This window comes from Desulfoluna spongiiphila (genome assembly GCF_900101345.1).
Taxonomy (GTDB): domain Bacteria; phylum Desulfobacterota; class Desulfobacteria; order Desulfobacterales; family Desulfolunaceae; genus Desulfoluna; species Desulfoluna spongiiphila.
In genome coordinates this window covers 72,561-88,073 of record NZ_FMUX01000015.1, presented here as the reverse complement: position 1 = coordinate 88,073, position 15,513 = coordinate 72,561, and the positions used below count along the sequence as shown (strand labels likewise).

The 15,513-nt window shown below is 53.3% G+C and carries 10 protein-coding genes; 6 read left to right on the top strand and 4 right to left on the bottom strand.

Going from position 1 to position 15,513, the window contains the following annotated elements:
• Window positions 1-98 precede the first annotated feature (98 nt).
• From kamA to BLQ12_RS18300, 3 genes are all read right to left on the bottom strand, one after another.
• A complete protein-coding gene (gene kamA / locus BLQ12_RS18310) occupies window positions 99-1,367 on the bottom strand; it encodes a lysine 2,3-aminomutase (RefSeq protein ID WP_092212757.1) in 1,269 nt (422 codons plus the stop codon).
• A gap of 141 nt (window positions 1,368-1,508) precedes the next feature.
• Entirely contained in the window at window positions 1,509-2,564 is a 1,056-nt protein-coding gene (kdd, locus tag BLQ12_RS18305) for an L-erythro-3,5-diaminohexanoate dehydrogenase (RefSeq protein WP_254782079.1), read from the bottom strand.
• 87 nt (window positions 2,565-2,651) lie between these two features.
• Window positions 2,652-3,245 carry a TetR/AcrR family transcriptional regulator gene (locus BLQ12_RS18300; RefSeq protein ID WP_092212755.1) on the bottom strand — a complete coding sequence of 198 codons (594 nt, stop codon included), beginning with the start codon at window positions 3,243-3,245 and terminating at the stop codon, window positions 2,652-2,654.
• Window positions 3,246-3,860: 615 nt separating this feature from the next.
• Here BLQ12_RS18300 and BLQ12_RS18295 point away from each other — a divergent pair.
• The 6 genes from BLQ12_RS18295 (at window position 3,861) to BLQ12_RS18270 (ending at window position 13,350) form a co-directional block, all read left to right on the top strand.
• The gene (locus BLQ12_RS18295) at window positions 3,861-4,508 is read left to right on the top strand and encodes a CoA transferase subunit A (RefSeq protein WP_092212753.1); all 648 of its coding nucleotides are present in this window, start codon (window positions 3,861-3,863) and stop codon (window positions 4,506-4,508) included.
• 5 nt (window positions 4,509-4,513) lie between these two features.
• Window positions 4,514-5,182 carry a 3-oxoacid CoA-transferase subunit B gene (locus tag BLQ12_RS18290; RefSeq protein ID WP_092212751.1) on the top strand — a complete coding sequence of 223 codons (669 nt, stop codon included), beginning with the start codon at window positions 4,514-4,516 and terminating at the stop codon, window positions 5,180-5,182.
• Between the two features lie 748 nt (window positions 5,183-5,930).
• On the top strand, window positions 5,931-7,040 hold the full coding sequence (locus BLQ12_RS18285) for a hypothetical protein (RefSeq protein ID WP_092212749.1): 1,110 nt from the start codon (window positions 5,931-5,933) through the stop codon (window positions 7,038-7,040).
• Between the two features lie 11 nt (window positions 7,041-7,051).
• Window positions 7,052-11,137 (top strand): OmpA family protein, encoded by a 4,086-nt coding sequence (locus BLQ12_RS18280; RefSeq protein ID WP_092212747.1) that lies wholly within the window; start codon window positions 7,052-7,054, stop codon window positions 11,135-11,137.
• Window positions 11,067-11,786: a hypothetical protein gene (locus BLQ12_RS18275; RefSeq protein WP_175469922.1), complete on the top strand. Its 720-nt coding sequence runs from the start codon at window positions 11,067-11,069 to the stop codon at window positions 11,784-11,786. Before BLQ12_RS18280 ends, BLQ12_RS18275 begins: the two co-directional genes overlap by 71 nt.
• A gap of 220 nt (window positions 11,787-12,006) precedes the next feature.
• Window positions 12,007-13,350 carry a helix-turn-helix transcriptional regulator gene (locus tag BLQ12_RS18270; protein ID WP_092212743.1) on the top strand — a complete coding sequence of 448 codons (1,344 nt, stop codon included), beginning with the start codon at window positions 12,007-12,009 and terminating at the stop codon, window positions 13,348-13,350.
• Here BLQ12_RS18270 and BLQ12_RS18265 read toward each other — a convergent pair.
• Window positions 13,334-15,004 carry a hypothetical protein gene (locus BLQ12_RS18265; protein ID WP_139164024.1) on the bottom strand — a complete coding sequence of 557 codons (1,671 nt, stop codon included), beginning with the start codon at window positions 15,002-15,004 and terminating at the stop codon, window positions 13,334-13,336. The genes BLQ12_RS18270 and BLQ12_RS18265 overlap by 17 nt on opposite strands.
• Window positions 15,005-15,513 lie beyond the last annotated feature (509 nt).

Below are 15,513 nucleotides of genomic sequence, written 5' to 3'. Positions count from 1 at the left end.
AAGCGCGAAGTTAGTGCTGAAACAACCAAAATCCTGTTTGGCAACCTTTTTAAAAGGTTGGCCCCCGGCAGGGCCGCCGGAGGCGTTTTTTTTAACGATCAGTCCCGCTTGCGGCGTTGAAGGTTGGCGGGCTCCAGGTAGAGTTTCTCGCCTGAGAGGAGTTTTGCCACGCCGTCCAGGGGTTTGTACTGCTTCTCGTTTTCCTTGCAGATGTTGCAGCGCCCGCAGTTGGAGAAGACCTCTTCGGGCTGGGTGTAGGTGGTGATGACCCCTTCGTAGTTTCGCAGGGCAAAGCGCCGGTCGGACTGGGAGAGCAGGTAGTTGGGCATCACGGGAATCTTGCCGCCGCCCCCCGGGGCATCCACCACAAAGGTGGGGACCGCCATGCCGGTTGTGTGGCCGCGCAGGTTTTCAATGATCTCCATGCCCTTGGTGATGGAGGTGCGGAAGTGGGAGATGCCCATGGAGAGATCGCATTGGTAAATGTAGTAGGGCTTTACGCGGATGCGAAGCAGCTCGTGCATGAGCTTTTTCATGATGTTGGGGCAGTCGTTGACGTCCCGTAAGAGGACGGTCTGGTTGCCCATCTGGATCCCGGCGTTGGCCAGTCGCTCGCAGGCCTCCTTGGAATCTGCGGTGATTTCGTCCGGGTGGTTGAAGTGGGTGTTCACGTAGAGGGGATGGTACTTTTTCAGCATGTTGCACAGGTCGTCGGTGATACGCTGGGGCATGACCACCGGGGTGCGGGAGCCGATGCGGATGATCTCCACGTGGTCGATGGCGCGGATCTTTTTGAGGACGTACTCCAGGGAGTCGTCGGTGAGGGTGAAGGGGTCTCCACCGGAGATCAGCACGTCACGCACCTCTTTGTGCTCGCGGATGTAATCGATGCACTTGTCGATGGACGCCCGGGAGAGGTGGGTGTCGTGGTCGCCCACCATGCGGCGCCGGGTGCAGTGGCGGCAGTTCATGGAGCAGATGTGGGTGACCAGGAGCAGTACGCGGTCGGGGTAGCGGTGGGTGAGGCCGGGAACCGGGGAGTCCACGTCTTCGTGCAGGGGGTCATCCTGGTCATCGGGGGCCACATGGAGTTCGTTGATGGAGGGGACGGCCTGGAGTCGGATGACGCCGCGGTGGTAGTCCTTCTCCATGATGGAGGCGTAGTAGGGGGTGATGGCCATGGTGAATTTCTCAAGGCATTTTTCGAGATCCTGTTCCATGGACGCGTCGATGGGCATGATTTTTTTCAAGGTGGGGATGTCGGTGACAACGTTTCGGAGCTGCCACTTCCAGTTGTTCCAATCCTCTTCAGGGACGTCCTTGTAAAGTTCGATTTCCTTGTAGTCGTGACGTTTGTACTCTTTCATGCTGTGAAAACCCTCTTGTATGCTGTTGAGGTGACAGTGACGATTCTATGCCGACGCCGGAGGGGAGTTCGCGAGGGAGACGGAGAGTGGGAGGAGAATCAGCAGGAGGAGAAGCGGTCCCTATGGCGTATTTTTTTTATCTTATACGTAAAGTTTTTCGTACATCTTTCTGATATCGTTTGATTCTCTGACAACATTCAAGGCGATTTCTGCATGCCCGGCGGTGTAGCCGTTGCCGATGATCATGTCCACGTCCTTGCCGATGCCTTCGGCGCCGAGGGCTGCCTTGGTAAAGGAGGTCGCCATGCTGAAAAAGTAGACCACGCCTTTGTCCCTGCACATCATGATGGAGGCCAGTTCGGTGTTTTCGATGTTGACGCAGTTGATGATGACATCGGCCAGTTTGCCGTCGGTGAGGGCGCTGATGGTGTCGTAGCAGGTGAGGGCGTCCGAGGCGTCGAGTTTGACGACGTCGTCGCAGATGCCGAGGGCCTTCAGTGAGGCCACCCCTGCATCGGAGTACTCCACGCCGATGATGCGGCCGGTGACGCCTGCGCGGCGTTTGGCTTCCCAGGCGCAAAGGATTCCTGACTTCCCGCCGGCACCGATGATGACGGTGGTGTCGCCCTGTTTGACGAGCCGGGCGGTCTGGGCAGGGGCGCCGCAGACATCAAGAACCGCCAGGGCCAGGGTCTCGGGCATGTCTTCCGGGAGCTTGGCGTAGAGGGAGTTTTCAAAGAGAACGGCTTTGGCCTTTACCTTTACCTGGTCGGTCTCCTTTTTAACTTCCAGGATCTCTTCGATGGCAAGGGGCGTCAGGGACAGGGAGACAAGGCTGACAATACGGTCACCTTCTTTAAGGGGGCAGGTCTCTTTGAGCTTTTCGCCAACGGTGTTGACGGTGCCGATGAGCATGCCGCCGGAGCCGGTGACGGGGTTGTGCATCTTGCCGCGATCACCGACGATTTCAAGGATTCTGGCCTTGATCTTTTCGTCGTCGGCCCCCACGTCGTTTTTGATCTGTGTAAAGCTGGCAGAGTCGATGTTGAGGAACTGGACGTCGATGAGGAGTTCGTTGTCCCAGATACGGCTTAAATTGTTGTCGATTTTCTGTGCAGGTTGGGGCAGGACATCCCGTGGCTCGATCACCCTGTGAGCACCAAATGGGTTGCCGTTTTTGATCACTTCCAAAGACATGGTATCACACTCCTTACATTATTGAATAGCTGCGGTATGGTCCCCATAAGGTGGGGTACAACAGTTTGAGCCGGTGTCGGTGGCGGTTCAGTTGGCCACATTGCCGCAGACCCCGTGAAAAAAGAGGTCCACATAGCTGTCGGCAATCTCCTTGATGGAGAGGGGGCCTTCCGGGTTGTACCAGTATGAGATGCCGGTACACATCTGGAGCAGCGCCCGCGAGGAGATGGTGACGTTGTCGACGACCAGCTCCCCTTTCTCTATCCCTTCCTGAAGCATATCTTTGTAGAGCCGCTCGTAGCGGTCTCGCATTTTAACGATTTTTTTGTAGTTGGTGACATCAAGGCTGCGGAGCTCGGCGTCGGCCACGTAGGTCTCGTCGGCATCCACGGTGTGGTATTCGACGTGGACGCGAATGGCGCTGCGCAGTTTGGCAAGGGGGCTCTCCACACCTTCGATCTCCCGGGAGACCTTGGTGATGAGGTTGGTCATGGTGTACTCCATGATCATGAAGAGGATTTCCTGCTTGGAGTTGAAGTGGTGGTAGATGCTGCCGCCCTTGACGCCGGCGCGTTTGGCCAGCTCACGGAGGGTGGAGCCGCTGTATCCCTTTTCTCGAAAGAGATGGGCGGCTTCACGGAAGATGATGGTCTTGCGTGTGGATATGGTCGTGGTGCTCATGGACGGCTATCCTTGTGGTTTGGGTTACAGGTCAATGGGGTGGCATGCTGCCGACACAAAACCTAACGTTTGTTAGGGTAGGGCCACGGATCGGATAAAGTCAAGGGAAAAAAGCAGGGTATCCATGAAAAAAATCAACCTGGAGAAAATCATGATTTTGGCACAGTATTGGCATGTAATTGCAGGGTTTTTACGGTCGGTTAATTTTTTTTTGTCGGCGTCTCGCTGTCTTGAGGCGGGTGGTTTCGATTGCCCCCTTGAGGCATGCTTTTCGAAAAAACGGGCATGAGTACAAAACAGGTTAGCCTTCTATCATCTTAAGACCCTTGACAATACGCTTTTGGGGTGGCTATATAAGTGTCTACCTAACGCTTGTTAGGGTGAGCAGCGGGACTTCCGGGGGGTGTTTTTCCCTCTGAGATACAGGACTCTCCATTGGCCTTTTCCGGATTTTGGCCGCGGTTACCGGAGGGTCCGAAACCCGTTGAGATGCAGCCCTGTTTTAGAAACCATCCTTTTCAAGCCCGGCAGGATCCGATTTCTGTGACGGCCGGTGTTTTCCTGGGTTTCTGGGGCGTTTACCATGACGCGGTCGCTACTTTAAGGATAAGCAGGATGAACAAAATCACGACAATGAAGGACGCTGTGGCGCGGATCGAGAGCGGGATGACTGTGATGATCGGCGGATTTATGACGGTGGGAACCCCGGAGGCGCTGGTGGATGCCGTCGTCGAGAAAGGGGTGACGGACCTGACCGTGGTCTGCAACGATGCAGGGGTTCCGGGTAAAGGGGCGGGGAAGCTGATCCGCAACGACATGGCCTCCTGCTTTTATGCATCCCATGTGGGACTTAACCCAGAGTTTGGGAAGCTGATGTCCGAGAATAAGATTGACGCCGTCCTGGTGCCCCAGGGCACCCTGGCCGAGCGGATCCGAGCCGCAGGAGTCGGCCTTGGCGGGATTCTTACCCCCACCGGGGTGGGAACCCATGTGGAAGAGGGCAAAGAAAAGCTCACCGTGGACGGCCGCGAGTTTCTCCTGGAGCCGCCCATCAAAGGCGACGTGGCCCTGATCAAGGCCTTCCGGGCGGACAGACAGGGCAACCTTGTTTTCCGCAAGTCGGCCCAGAACTTCAACCCGCTCATGGCCATGGCCTGTGATTATGTGATTGTAGAAGCGGAATATCTGGAGGACGTGGGGGCCATCGATCCCGACCACGTGATGCTGCCGGGTATTTTTGTCGACGCAGTGGTAGGAGGGTAGACAACATGGCAGAGAAAATCAGCAAGCGCGAAATGATCGTCAAACGAATCGCACGGGAGTTCAAGGACGGCGACGTGGTGAATCTGGGCATCGGCATGCCCACCATGGTGGCCGACCACGTCCCCGCCGATGTGGAGATCTTTCTCCAGTCTGAAAACGGCTTCATCGGCATCGGTCCCTGTCCGCCCGAAGGCCAGGAGGACCCCGATCTCATCAACGCCGGGAACAAGCCGGTGACCATCAAGCAGGGCGGCTGCTTCTTCGACAGCGCCACCTCCTTCGGCATCATCCGCGGCGGCCATGTGGACGCCACGGTCCTGGGTACCCTTGAGGTGGACCAGGAGGGCAACATCGCCAACTACATCATCCCCGGCAAGATGGTTCCGGGCATGGGGGGCGCCATGGACCTCTGCACCGGCGCCAAGCGCGTGATCATCGCCACCGACCATGTGAACAAAAACGGCTCATCCAAAATTCTCAAGCGCTGCACCCTTCCCCTGACCGCCGTGGGCCAGGCGAATCTCATCGTCACGGACATGGCGGTGATGGAGGTCACCGACGCTGGGCTCGTCTTGAAAGAGGTTGCCCCGGGCCTCACCGTGGAGGACGTGGTGGAAAAGACCGACGCCGACCTGATCATTCCCCATGAGGTGCCCACCATGCGTGTCGCATAGAAACCGTGTCACGGTTTTTGCCCAGACCAGGGCGACAAAAAGCGATGCCTCCGGTGGCAAGGTGAGCCACCTTGAAAGCTTGTTGCCGCAGCGATTTGCCCCTCGTTCCTCGGGTCAAATCGCTGCGGTATGATCGCTTTTTCCTGAACTACCCGGTTTAGAGCCGCCCCCACTTGTGCTGGGGGCGGCTTTTTTTGTCGGGCAAATGCCTCCTTCGGGGGACACCCGTATCCATCCCTCGATGTCGAATGCTGTATTCCTTACCTTGTCGTATGCAAATAACGACATAACCCACCAAGTTCCATATCTCTTTCCTCTGTAATATATCTCACTGCTATTTACTTGACATTCACATTTGCCTGTAGTTATCTGAGCAATGATTCGCTGACGAAATTCGCCCTGAACCACTGCGAAACAGGGCCATATTTACTATCAATGACAAGATATTTTGATCCCATGAGAACAGCCGGAGCCCTCTCCTCTATACGTGAAAGATGGGCACGCTCCGCTTTGCCCCTCCAACGGGATGACGCCCAACGACCGGCGGCGATAAATTGAGATTGCGTTAGGCTGGGCAAAGGCAGTGCCGTGCCCATCGGGCGCGGCGAACCACCCGCTATTTCAAATGAGAGATAAGTGGTTTCAAAAGCAAAGATGGGTACGACGAGATCCTTAGTTGATTTAAAAGAGAATGTAACCTGAATGATCATAATGTAATGAATAGACTGATAGAGAGAGGAGAAAAACCATGGGAAATGGCAAGGTGGATGCCCTGAAAAAAATCGCGATGGTAGCCCTTTTTGTCGCAGGCCTTGTCTTTTTGCTTTCCGGAGGGGACGAGGATAACCAAAGGCGGGCAGAGGCGGGCCATGCTAAAACCGTTGCGAAAAAAGAGTCTGTCCAACCCCAAGCCCTTTATGAGGTAGCACCCGACGGGACCTTTGACATCAAAGAGGAGGTCTACGGTGACCCGGATATTTTTGATAGCCCGAGGATTCAGTTTGTTTTTTCAGATATGTCAAAGTCAGACTGTGATTCTGTCTGGAGTGTAAAAACAGACGGAACGGACTTAAGACGGGTGCTTTCCAATACTCAGCTTTCGCCTGAGGGGGATGCGATCATCGCGGATATCCCTCGGCGCTCTATAGATAACAGGTATATCTGTATGACATTGAATGATAACCCCAATGGGTTTCATAAAGTGGTGTTCGATTTGAAGACGGGTCAAAAGGATGTGATAACCCGGCACGGGCAATCAAGGAATATGGGGTGGCAAAATGACAGCAGAACCATTGTTTTTTTTGGCGGCGGAGGAGTGACATTAAAAAACGACCGGTTAACCAAGCTTTATAAATATGACATAAAGACCAAAAATATTACGCCCTATGATTGGTCAAATAATATTTATTTTAGCATTGACAGTTTTTTTATTCATTCTCCAACGAACAGGATTATCGTTAGGGGATATGAACGATCAATTCCCCTGAATCATGGCGGGTTAAAAAAAAGACCTGAAAATTTGGTTGAAACGTATGGAGTCTGCATTTTTAACCCCGACTGGTCCAAGCACAGGATGTTGATAACCGACGGGGGGTACAGTTTTGATGTTTCTCCAGATGGTGAATACGTTATTCGGGGAAATTTTTCAGACTATTTTACTGTCTATTCGACAAAAACGGGAGACGTGATTTCTAAATTTGAAAGTGATAGATACATCGCCATTTTTTCTGAAGACTCTTATCATATATACGTTCCCAGCTATGACGGTTTTGAAAAAAAAAGTATTTCGGATGGCAAGGTTGTGCTTGATGCTAAGCTCCCGATTGACTGCAAAAGTCTTACATTGATAAATATCTGAAGGAGGCGGCTGTGCAGACAAAAAAAAGGCGGATCGATGGAACCATCCATGAAAAAATCGTTTTGACCGGATATTATCATCGTGAAGAACTTATTTCAAAGCTTGAACCGGTGAAGAACTGGACTGTTTACAGCAATGTCACCTATGCCGTTGACGGCAATGGCAACCCCAAAGAAACTCCTTTGGTTGCCTGCACAACCAACAGTTACGGGGCCCTCCGGCCAATGACAAAAACTTTCAGAGGGGTGGCGCCCATCGGGTTGGTGGAGGTCCACCACATGGTGATGCCTCCGGCTGAGATGATGGCACACGCTGCTACAGCTTACGAATATGATACCAACGGTTTCGATTGGAAAGTAAAAATCGGCGAGGCGATCCGCCAGAATTCGGCGTTGGAAAGGGTGGCGTTTCGGACGCAAAAGATTTCCTTTGATCTCTTGAGAAAGCCCAAAGACATTCCCAATGATGGGGTGGACGACGATGAAGGGTATCGAGTCTGGTACAAGACCATAAAAAAAGACAGCCACGGCATCAAAGGGATTGTCATCCCCAAGACTCGAGCTGTTTTTTTTGTTGTTTATGAGAGGTATGCAAACTCTCAGCTAACAATCTATATTAATGGGAAAAAATATACTGAAGGGGTGAACGATAAGTTCCAAGTGTTTAGATTTAAAGGGGCAGAAGGTTTTTATGGTTATGTATTGTACGGCACCGACAAAACCCTTCCCGTGGGGCAGTACCGGGTTGAAGTGGATGTGGGCAGGAGACCTAATTCAGACACCAACCGTTGGTACCGGGGAACCGCAGAATCCGGATGTTACACCATTATCGATTACGTCCGGTTTCCCCTGAGGAGCCATTTCACCGAGATGGATGTGATCCTGTGTGATCCGATTTCCGTAGAGGAGGCCCTGGTCAACCAGTTTCCCGATCAGTACATGCACCTTGCGAAGATCGGTGCAAACACAACGGCAGATGATAAAAAGGGGGGAGCGAAAAAGGCGTCCTTGAATGGATTTGACCGGCTTGCCACCATGCTCAAACGGAAAAAAGAGATCGCAGAACTGGTCCATGGCGTGGCTTTTTCGGATTCGGGGACCGGTTTGACCTTTGCCTTGGGGAAGGCCTTACAGGACAGGATGAATGTAGCGGATGTTAAAACTGTTGATTCCATGAACCTCGCCTTCAGCACCATCAAAACCTGGGAGAGCATGCAAGCGTTCAAGGAGAACGGGACCAGGCTTCTGACCTATGCCAATGGGGCCAAGGATGGAGATGCTGTAACGGCTGCGATTAAAAAGAGCTATGTGGGGCGCGGGTTCTTAAAAAAGGCAGAGAAGATCAATAAATTTGACGCCTCCCTGGCCTCAAAGATGAGCCAGAAAATCCTGCGGTTTGATCTTCCAGAGGCAAGCCAGAAGATTTTGACGCCCATCAACCGGTTGATGAAGCCCGTTGAGATCGCATCGAATATATCGGTGGCTAAAAAAGGCATTGATGACTATTCGGCGGCATCTGATTCCCTTGATGTGTCCGTGAAAAATTATCAGCACATAGTGCGGGATTATTTCGACAGGACCTTTTTCATTGACCAGGATGAGGAGAAGGGCGGGGAGACTTTTTTTACCGAAGAGTCCATGCAGCAGGTGTTTTATGACAGCGACCGTTTTGAGGTGACTGCCGAGCACAAAGGGCAGGTAGATGCTGCCGCTGCGTACCTCCTTGATCACCGGAATGACACCTCACGGCTTGTTTTTGTAAAAGGGTATACGGATTCAACTGCGTCGGCGGCACACAACCTGGAGCTGTCGATTAACCGAGCCTCCGGGGTGAAACAGGCCATTGTCAGCGAACTCAAAAATCGGAAAGAGGCAGGGGAGAAGATTCACCTGAACGCCTTATCCGATCGTATCCTCACCCTGGGGTACGGGGAAAAGTATGCAGGGCAGGACATCGGGGACGAAGCCAAAAAAGCCGAGAACAGGCGGTCTGATATTCATTTTGGCGAGGGGGCCTGGTCCCAGGGGGGCTTTCGGGATGGGATGGACTACCTTGAAAAACAGAGAAAGCTCACCGTTGCCACGATGCTTGAGATGGATGACACCCAAAAGAAGGCGCTGCTGGCTGTCTTTGATGCGGTGCTGAGCGTGGGATCTGTTATCCCCCTTACAGCTGCCCCGGCCCTTTATCTCGTCGCGGCAATAGAACTGGGCAAGGCAGGGCTTCAACTTTACGATAACGCCTTTACCGTTGTGGACAACTGGATGTTTGACGGGTTGATGAACAGGATCAAAACCCTGGAAAAGGATCTTCAGTCGTTTACCAAGAACTCCCATGGAAATACCCTTCTCATCATTGATGAGAAGGTGGCGGACAACCAGAAGCTCTCCGCCGATGAGTTCGTTGAGAGCATCGATTTGATGGACTCCAATTTTCGTATCCGTTCCGAAGCCGTTGCCGGGTTGTTTAATCTCCTCTACAGGGCCCAGCTGTCGGCCTGTGAAAAGTACTGGCGGGATACCGGAGAAAACCCGAAAGAGTCCCCCATTGAACGGGTTCAGCATGAACTTCAAAAGAACCGGGTTGCCGAATACATCACCAATTTTATCTTAAACGACGGGTGGTCCTTTCCCCTGGAGCGCCATGAACGATCGTCCCTGGCCGAGTTCTGGCAGCTTGCCGTGAACACAAAAGGCGTTGAGCAGGACGAAGACGGTGTGCTGTCCGTTAGCTACAGGGGAAATTTCTTTCTTGATAAGGATTTTTTCTTTCTTGGTGAGGGACGCACCACGGGGCGTATGAATTTTCCTCCCGGGGCGGACAGTACGTCTGAGAAACAGGCCGAGCCCCTATCCTTCCATGGGAGCTCCAGGGGCGGAGATCCTTTTATCCCCTCGTCCTACCAGATTGCCTACATGATGCATCGCGGGGACCATGTGGTGTCTGATTTCCAGAAAAATTTTCCGATACACACCATGGATTCAAAGGATGTCAACCGACTATCCGAGATGTTTGCGCCCACACGTGCCGGTGAATACGGTGAGGATATCTATGAGTACATGAACATCTACACCCGGCGGCGTGAACAGAAAAAAGATGAAGACTGGGTCCCCATGGCAAGGCGACGCCGAGAGAGTGACTATGCCAATTTATACCTGCCCGACGGAACGCCCATGGATGATGGGGACCACTTTGATGCCTTAAGCCCCTTTGATCAGGTGCGGGTGATCGTGGTGCTGAAAAAAGAAGCGACACAAGCCTGTACGGCATCCATTCAGCTCCACCGGGGAAATGAAAACAAGCCGGGTATCAAGTTTAAAACCATCATGCGTCCCCTGGTCGGGGCCGAGCTCATCACCGATGAGGAGAGGGCCTTCAAAGGCCGGATCGGGGTCGTATTCGAGCCGTTTTATCAACTGGCGTTCCAGACCGTGCGAGGCTTAAAACCCATGGCGGGGTTCCCTATGAACCTGATGCCCATGGGCATATACGAGGCCATGGGGTTGCTGGAGGATGTGCCTTACTATCTTTCGGTGATGGTGGCCCATGCTCCGAAAACCAAAAAAGTGATCTGTTACCCCAAAAGCCATGATCATTTTAAGAAGATGATGGAACGTTACAGCCGCGACTACGGATGGTTCCTGCTGACCGTTGACCCAGACAAGGAGCATGTCGTCGATCCTGCATGCCTCTCCGTCCTTGAAAAAAAGATGTATAAGGATGCTGAGTATAAAATGAACGGCGACGGGCATTATCTTGTCAAAGACGAAGACCTGTTCCTTGAAAAGGATTTTTTGAATTCCCTTACCTCTGCGGATGCGTATCCCACGCTGATGGAGGACGATATCCACGCAACGGCTCTCATCAAAGTCGGAGACGGTGAGTGGGTGAACGGTCATCGGATGTTTCGTCAGGACGATAAAAGCGGAAAAACTCTGACGCTGGACGGATTCACGTGGGATAAGCCCGTGGAGTTCATGGTGGTTGCGTCCTGCAAAAAGGTCAAAGAGTCATCCAGGGAGGATTATGAAAAGAGAGGATTCAAATGGACGTCTATCCCTGCAACCCTTACCCTTTTTCAGGACGGTTTTTTTTAAGAATATCCCGGGCCCCACGTATTCAAGCTCGGGGAATATGCAATATCTCGGCGTTGCCAGGCTGGGAAGCGATGATATCCATTTTACAAATGGCTACACGGGAAAAAAGAAAAAAAACTCTCCCTTCAATGAGATCATTTCCTGGTTTGAAACCCCCTCAGAGCACAAGCGTGCTGCTGCGCTGATGAATCGCTGGCTGATCCTCGGTATGACAGATGATTTCAGACTGGATGTAAGCAAGGAGGACTACCATCTGGATTCGAAAAAGCACGGAGAGGAGAGGCATGTCTTTGCCGCCAGGTTCAAGATGCACTACTCGTCATTAAAGGGTGCATATGTCGATGGTATCCGTCCCTTCGGGGATATGAAAAAGCACGGAGATCACTATAAATATTATATGGAGGTGAGCACGCCGGACAAGTCCGGGCTTCAATGTGAAGCGTGTAAACACAAGTTTAAATTCCCTGCACCCAGCAACTACAATACCCCCGATGACAAGAAGGCCCCGTGGAACCGTGTCCCCAGCCCGGCCAAGCCTCTCCTGTATGAGCAGGAGCCTTTGACCGTGGAAGAGTGGATCACCGATTACAGCCAGGTGATCAAACCGGTGAGGCGGGCCGGATGCATGGAACCCATTGACCCGACTTGATGGAACCCTGAGCATTGGCCTGTGTGAACAGTCCGCATTTATACCGTCTTACGACATCTCCGGTAATTTAAAATCAGAGAAATCGCCCTTGAAGGTCCGGCTTGTTTTGTATTAAGTTTATACGATGCAATGACAACGGTCGGGGAACTCCGGCCCGGCCCCAATGGGGTCGAGTTAGGGTCGTATCGTTTTTTTACGGATAGGTATTGGTGGGGGCGTTATGTTTTATAAAGGGTTTCTTAAGGCAACGGCCGGGCTTGCCCTCTATCTGGTCTGGCTCAATGCCATCCCCCTTGAAGGGGTCCTGCTTCCATCCTGGGCCGATTCCCTGCATGTGTACCATTTCCTGTCTGTTCACTCCGCGGCCCTTTTTCTGTGCTCCCGGCTCTCCGCTTCGTTTTTGAATGATGTCTCGCGGTACGCCTTCCCCCTGCTTGGGGTGCTCAGTGCCTCGCTCCTGGTGGTCACCTCCCACACCGCCATTCTCTTTATGGTCATGGGCGCCTTGGCTGCGCCCCTTGTGGTGGGGGTGATGAATGCCTTGAGGGCAGCACCGCAGCCCCTGTTTGCCGCAGCCATTGCCTGCGTTGCAGGGAACCTGATTCCTTTTTCAATCTACTGGCTCCCGGTGGGCCTGCCCTTGAAGGTGGGGGGGATCAGCGTGATGATGTTTCTCACCGGAATCTGGATGCAGGCGTCCGACAGTTTGTCAACGGACCGCACCGAGTCCACGGCGTCGTCTCCGGTCCTGTGGGTGCGCCCCTTTTTGGCTGTGTACCTTTTGTTTGCTGTTTTCTACGTCACCGGCGGGCTCATGCACGGGTACATCTCGCCTGCTCTTACGGAGGCCGGGGACACGAGCCGCCTCTATATCTTTGCGTATCTGGCGATGCTGCCCCTCACCGTGTATGTCCTGAAAAAATCCCATGACGCAGCCATCTACCTCGCCGTTATTCTGGGCATCATCGCGTTTTCCATGGTGGCCTTTAACTCCCTTCTGCTGCTCCAGATCGGGATGTTCGCGAGTTACGCCTCATTCGGGGTTTTCGACCTGCTGGTCATTGCCCTGGTCATCGCGCCGAAGCGGACCTTAAGTGAACAGTTCTGCATGATGGGCGCCATGTGCGGGGGGATCTTTCTCGGCAGCCTGATCGTGACTCTTTTCAGCCCCTATCTCTCCTTTCTCATCGTGGTGGCCAATGTGGTGCTGGTGCTCACCCTGGCCCTTTTTTCCCACCTGAAGATCCAGGTCCTGGTCCACCGCCAGGGGAACCGGGGCGACGAAGAACCCTCATCGATTCTGGCGGAACTTCTTCCCAAAGGGCTTTTAAAGCGCATCTCCGAGAAGGAGAGGGCGGTGCTCTCCCACGTGGTGGCGGGGAAAACCTACAAAGAGACCGCCAAACTCGAAGGGATCGCCGAATCCACGGTCAAAACGTACATGCAGCGCCTTTTCCAGAAGTTCGATTGCAAGAACCGCAAGGAACTCCTGGAAAAGGTTTACGCCTACGGAGCCTCTTCAGAGGAGAGCCCCCGCGTCCCCAAATCTATGGATTTGTCCTGAATCCCACATGGAAACCGAAGCTGTGGTCGCCATCCCCCTCCTTTTCATCCACCCATAGGAAGATCCCTTCGTGGGGGTATACCCCGAAAGACCCTTCCACGGGAGTTGCGCCATTCATCTTTTGAAAGACCCCGTTCTCGCATTGAATCGTTGCCTCGGTGACGATACTTTCCAATGTTAATGCCCCGGTGGTATCGGTCTGTTTTTCCAATCTCATGTTATTTCGGTGCCCCGTAAAGCCGTCGGATTCCGTGTTGATGACAAAACCCGGGGTGATGAAGTCCGCCATGGCATTGACATTGGTGTCCGAGAAATCCGGATAGGGCGCCGTGGGTTTTCTCACCAGCAAGGTGACCCCGGGGTCGTCCGGTGAGGCATGGGGCGCCACAAGGATGGCACCCTCGCATGCCGGGAAGACGGTCAGGCCGTTGGGGCCGCTAAGGGACCCGTCTGGGCTGTAGCTCAGCACGCTGGGAGTGCCCTCGTCAACGTAGGCAGCCTCTTTGTTGTTGGCGTCCCAGGTAAAATGAAGGTCCGTGGGCCAGCTGTCTGTCTCGTATTCCCCGGTGTTGTTGCGCGTAAAGTACAGCAGGGCGTAGTCTCCGTCGATGGCCGGAGTCGCGGTTCCTTTCTCAATAAAAAAGACCACGCCCGTGTCCCCGTCGCCTGGGTGGATGTCGCTCAGCACCATCAGTGATTTGTCTGTGTTGAAGGCCCCTTCCACGCCTGAGTCTCCGTCAATTCTCAGGATCCCATCGTCCGCCAGGGTATAGTCATGGATTTCCTGCCCCGGGATTCCCTTGTTGGAGTGCGTAAAGGTGAGGGTAACGAATCCGTCCGCCGTAAACCGGGCCGAGCCCCAGTTCATCTCCGTGATTTCATCGGTGGTGGACGCATTGAAATCCACCACATGGTAGTCGCCGTCTCCGTACACTTTGTTGTCGAGTTGGGGGATGTTGGACAGGTCCCCTTGGGTGAGGGGCGTGGTGACTGTGGCCCCTGATTCATCCAGCCTGGCCTCCATGAGTACCTGGTCTGTGGTGGTTTTCAGGGTCAGGGTTCCGGAGGCTCCGTCGATTTCAACCCGGATGACATCCAAAAGGCCGTCAATTCCTCGGCTGTTGGCTTGGAATTCGTCGCAGATAAAGTCCATGTCTACGGCGCCGAAAGCTTCGAGAAGGGGGGCCATGGCCGCCTTCAGTTCATTTTGTGCCGTGGTGATCTTCGCAGCCGTTACCGTCGACAATTTTTCCATGATGGTTGACGGATCGGCACCGCCCAGCACGGCTGAGGTGATGGCCCCGGTCAACGGGGTGACGTTGATGCATCCCACGTCCATGGAGACGGCATAATGCCTGTTGCCGTCCCCATCGGTCACTGTGACGGCAAAGGGCGGGGTGAGGTTATTACCGGTGATGCGGTATTTTCCTGATGCATCGGTGGTGCCGGCCAGGCGCCTGCCTTGGCTGTCCACAAGGATTACCGCTGCATTGGCCATGGCCGCTCCTGTGGCCGCTACGCCGGTGATGGTCTTGGATGTCGGCGTTGTGCTGATCGGGTTGTCGTTGTCGCTGTCTCCGCAGGCCACCAGTGTAAGGGCCGCCAGCACGATCAGCAGCCGCTTCATCCAGTTTGTTTGCCCGTGTATCTTCATAAACGTACCTCTCAGGTTGTCGGGTTTGTCTGTGTGGCTCCATGACCTTTGGAGTCACCCTCAATCCGGGCGACACGTATTCGCCCAGCTCAGGCATGGTCCATCCGCGGGTAACCTATCCCGTATATTTTATGAGAAAACGATGAATCCAAAATAATAATTTATTATTTTAGATGGTTGTTGCGAGAAAACACGTTGTTCCAAAAACACAAAATGTAGTTCACAATTTTCTATTCGCTTTTCTCACCCTTGAAATATCCGGGCTATGGGATTCAGCTTTCAATGTTTTAAGATGATCGTAAAGTCGTCCCGGTGTAAACTCGGGAAATTCTATGTCGTCCTTCTTGTCGTCTATGTAATGATTTCAGTGCATTGAAAAGTAACAAACAAACCCATGACACACGGCGATCCATCGAGATATTTCGTGAATTCGTAGGGTGGGCAAAGGTGGTGCCGTGCCCATCGGGCGCGGCAAAAACCGAACGTGTCCGGGGTAGGTGTGGAGATAC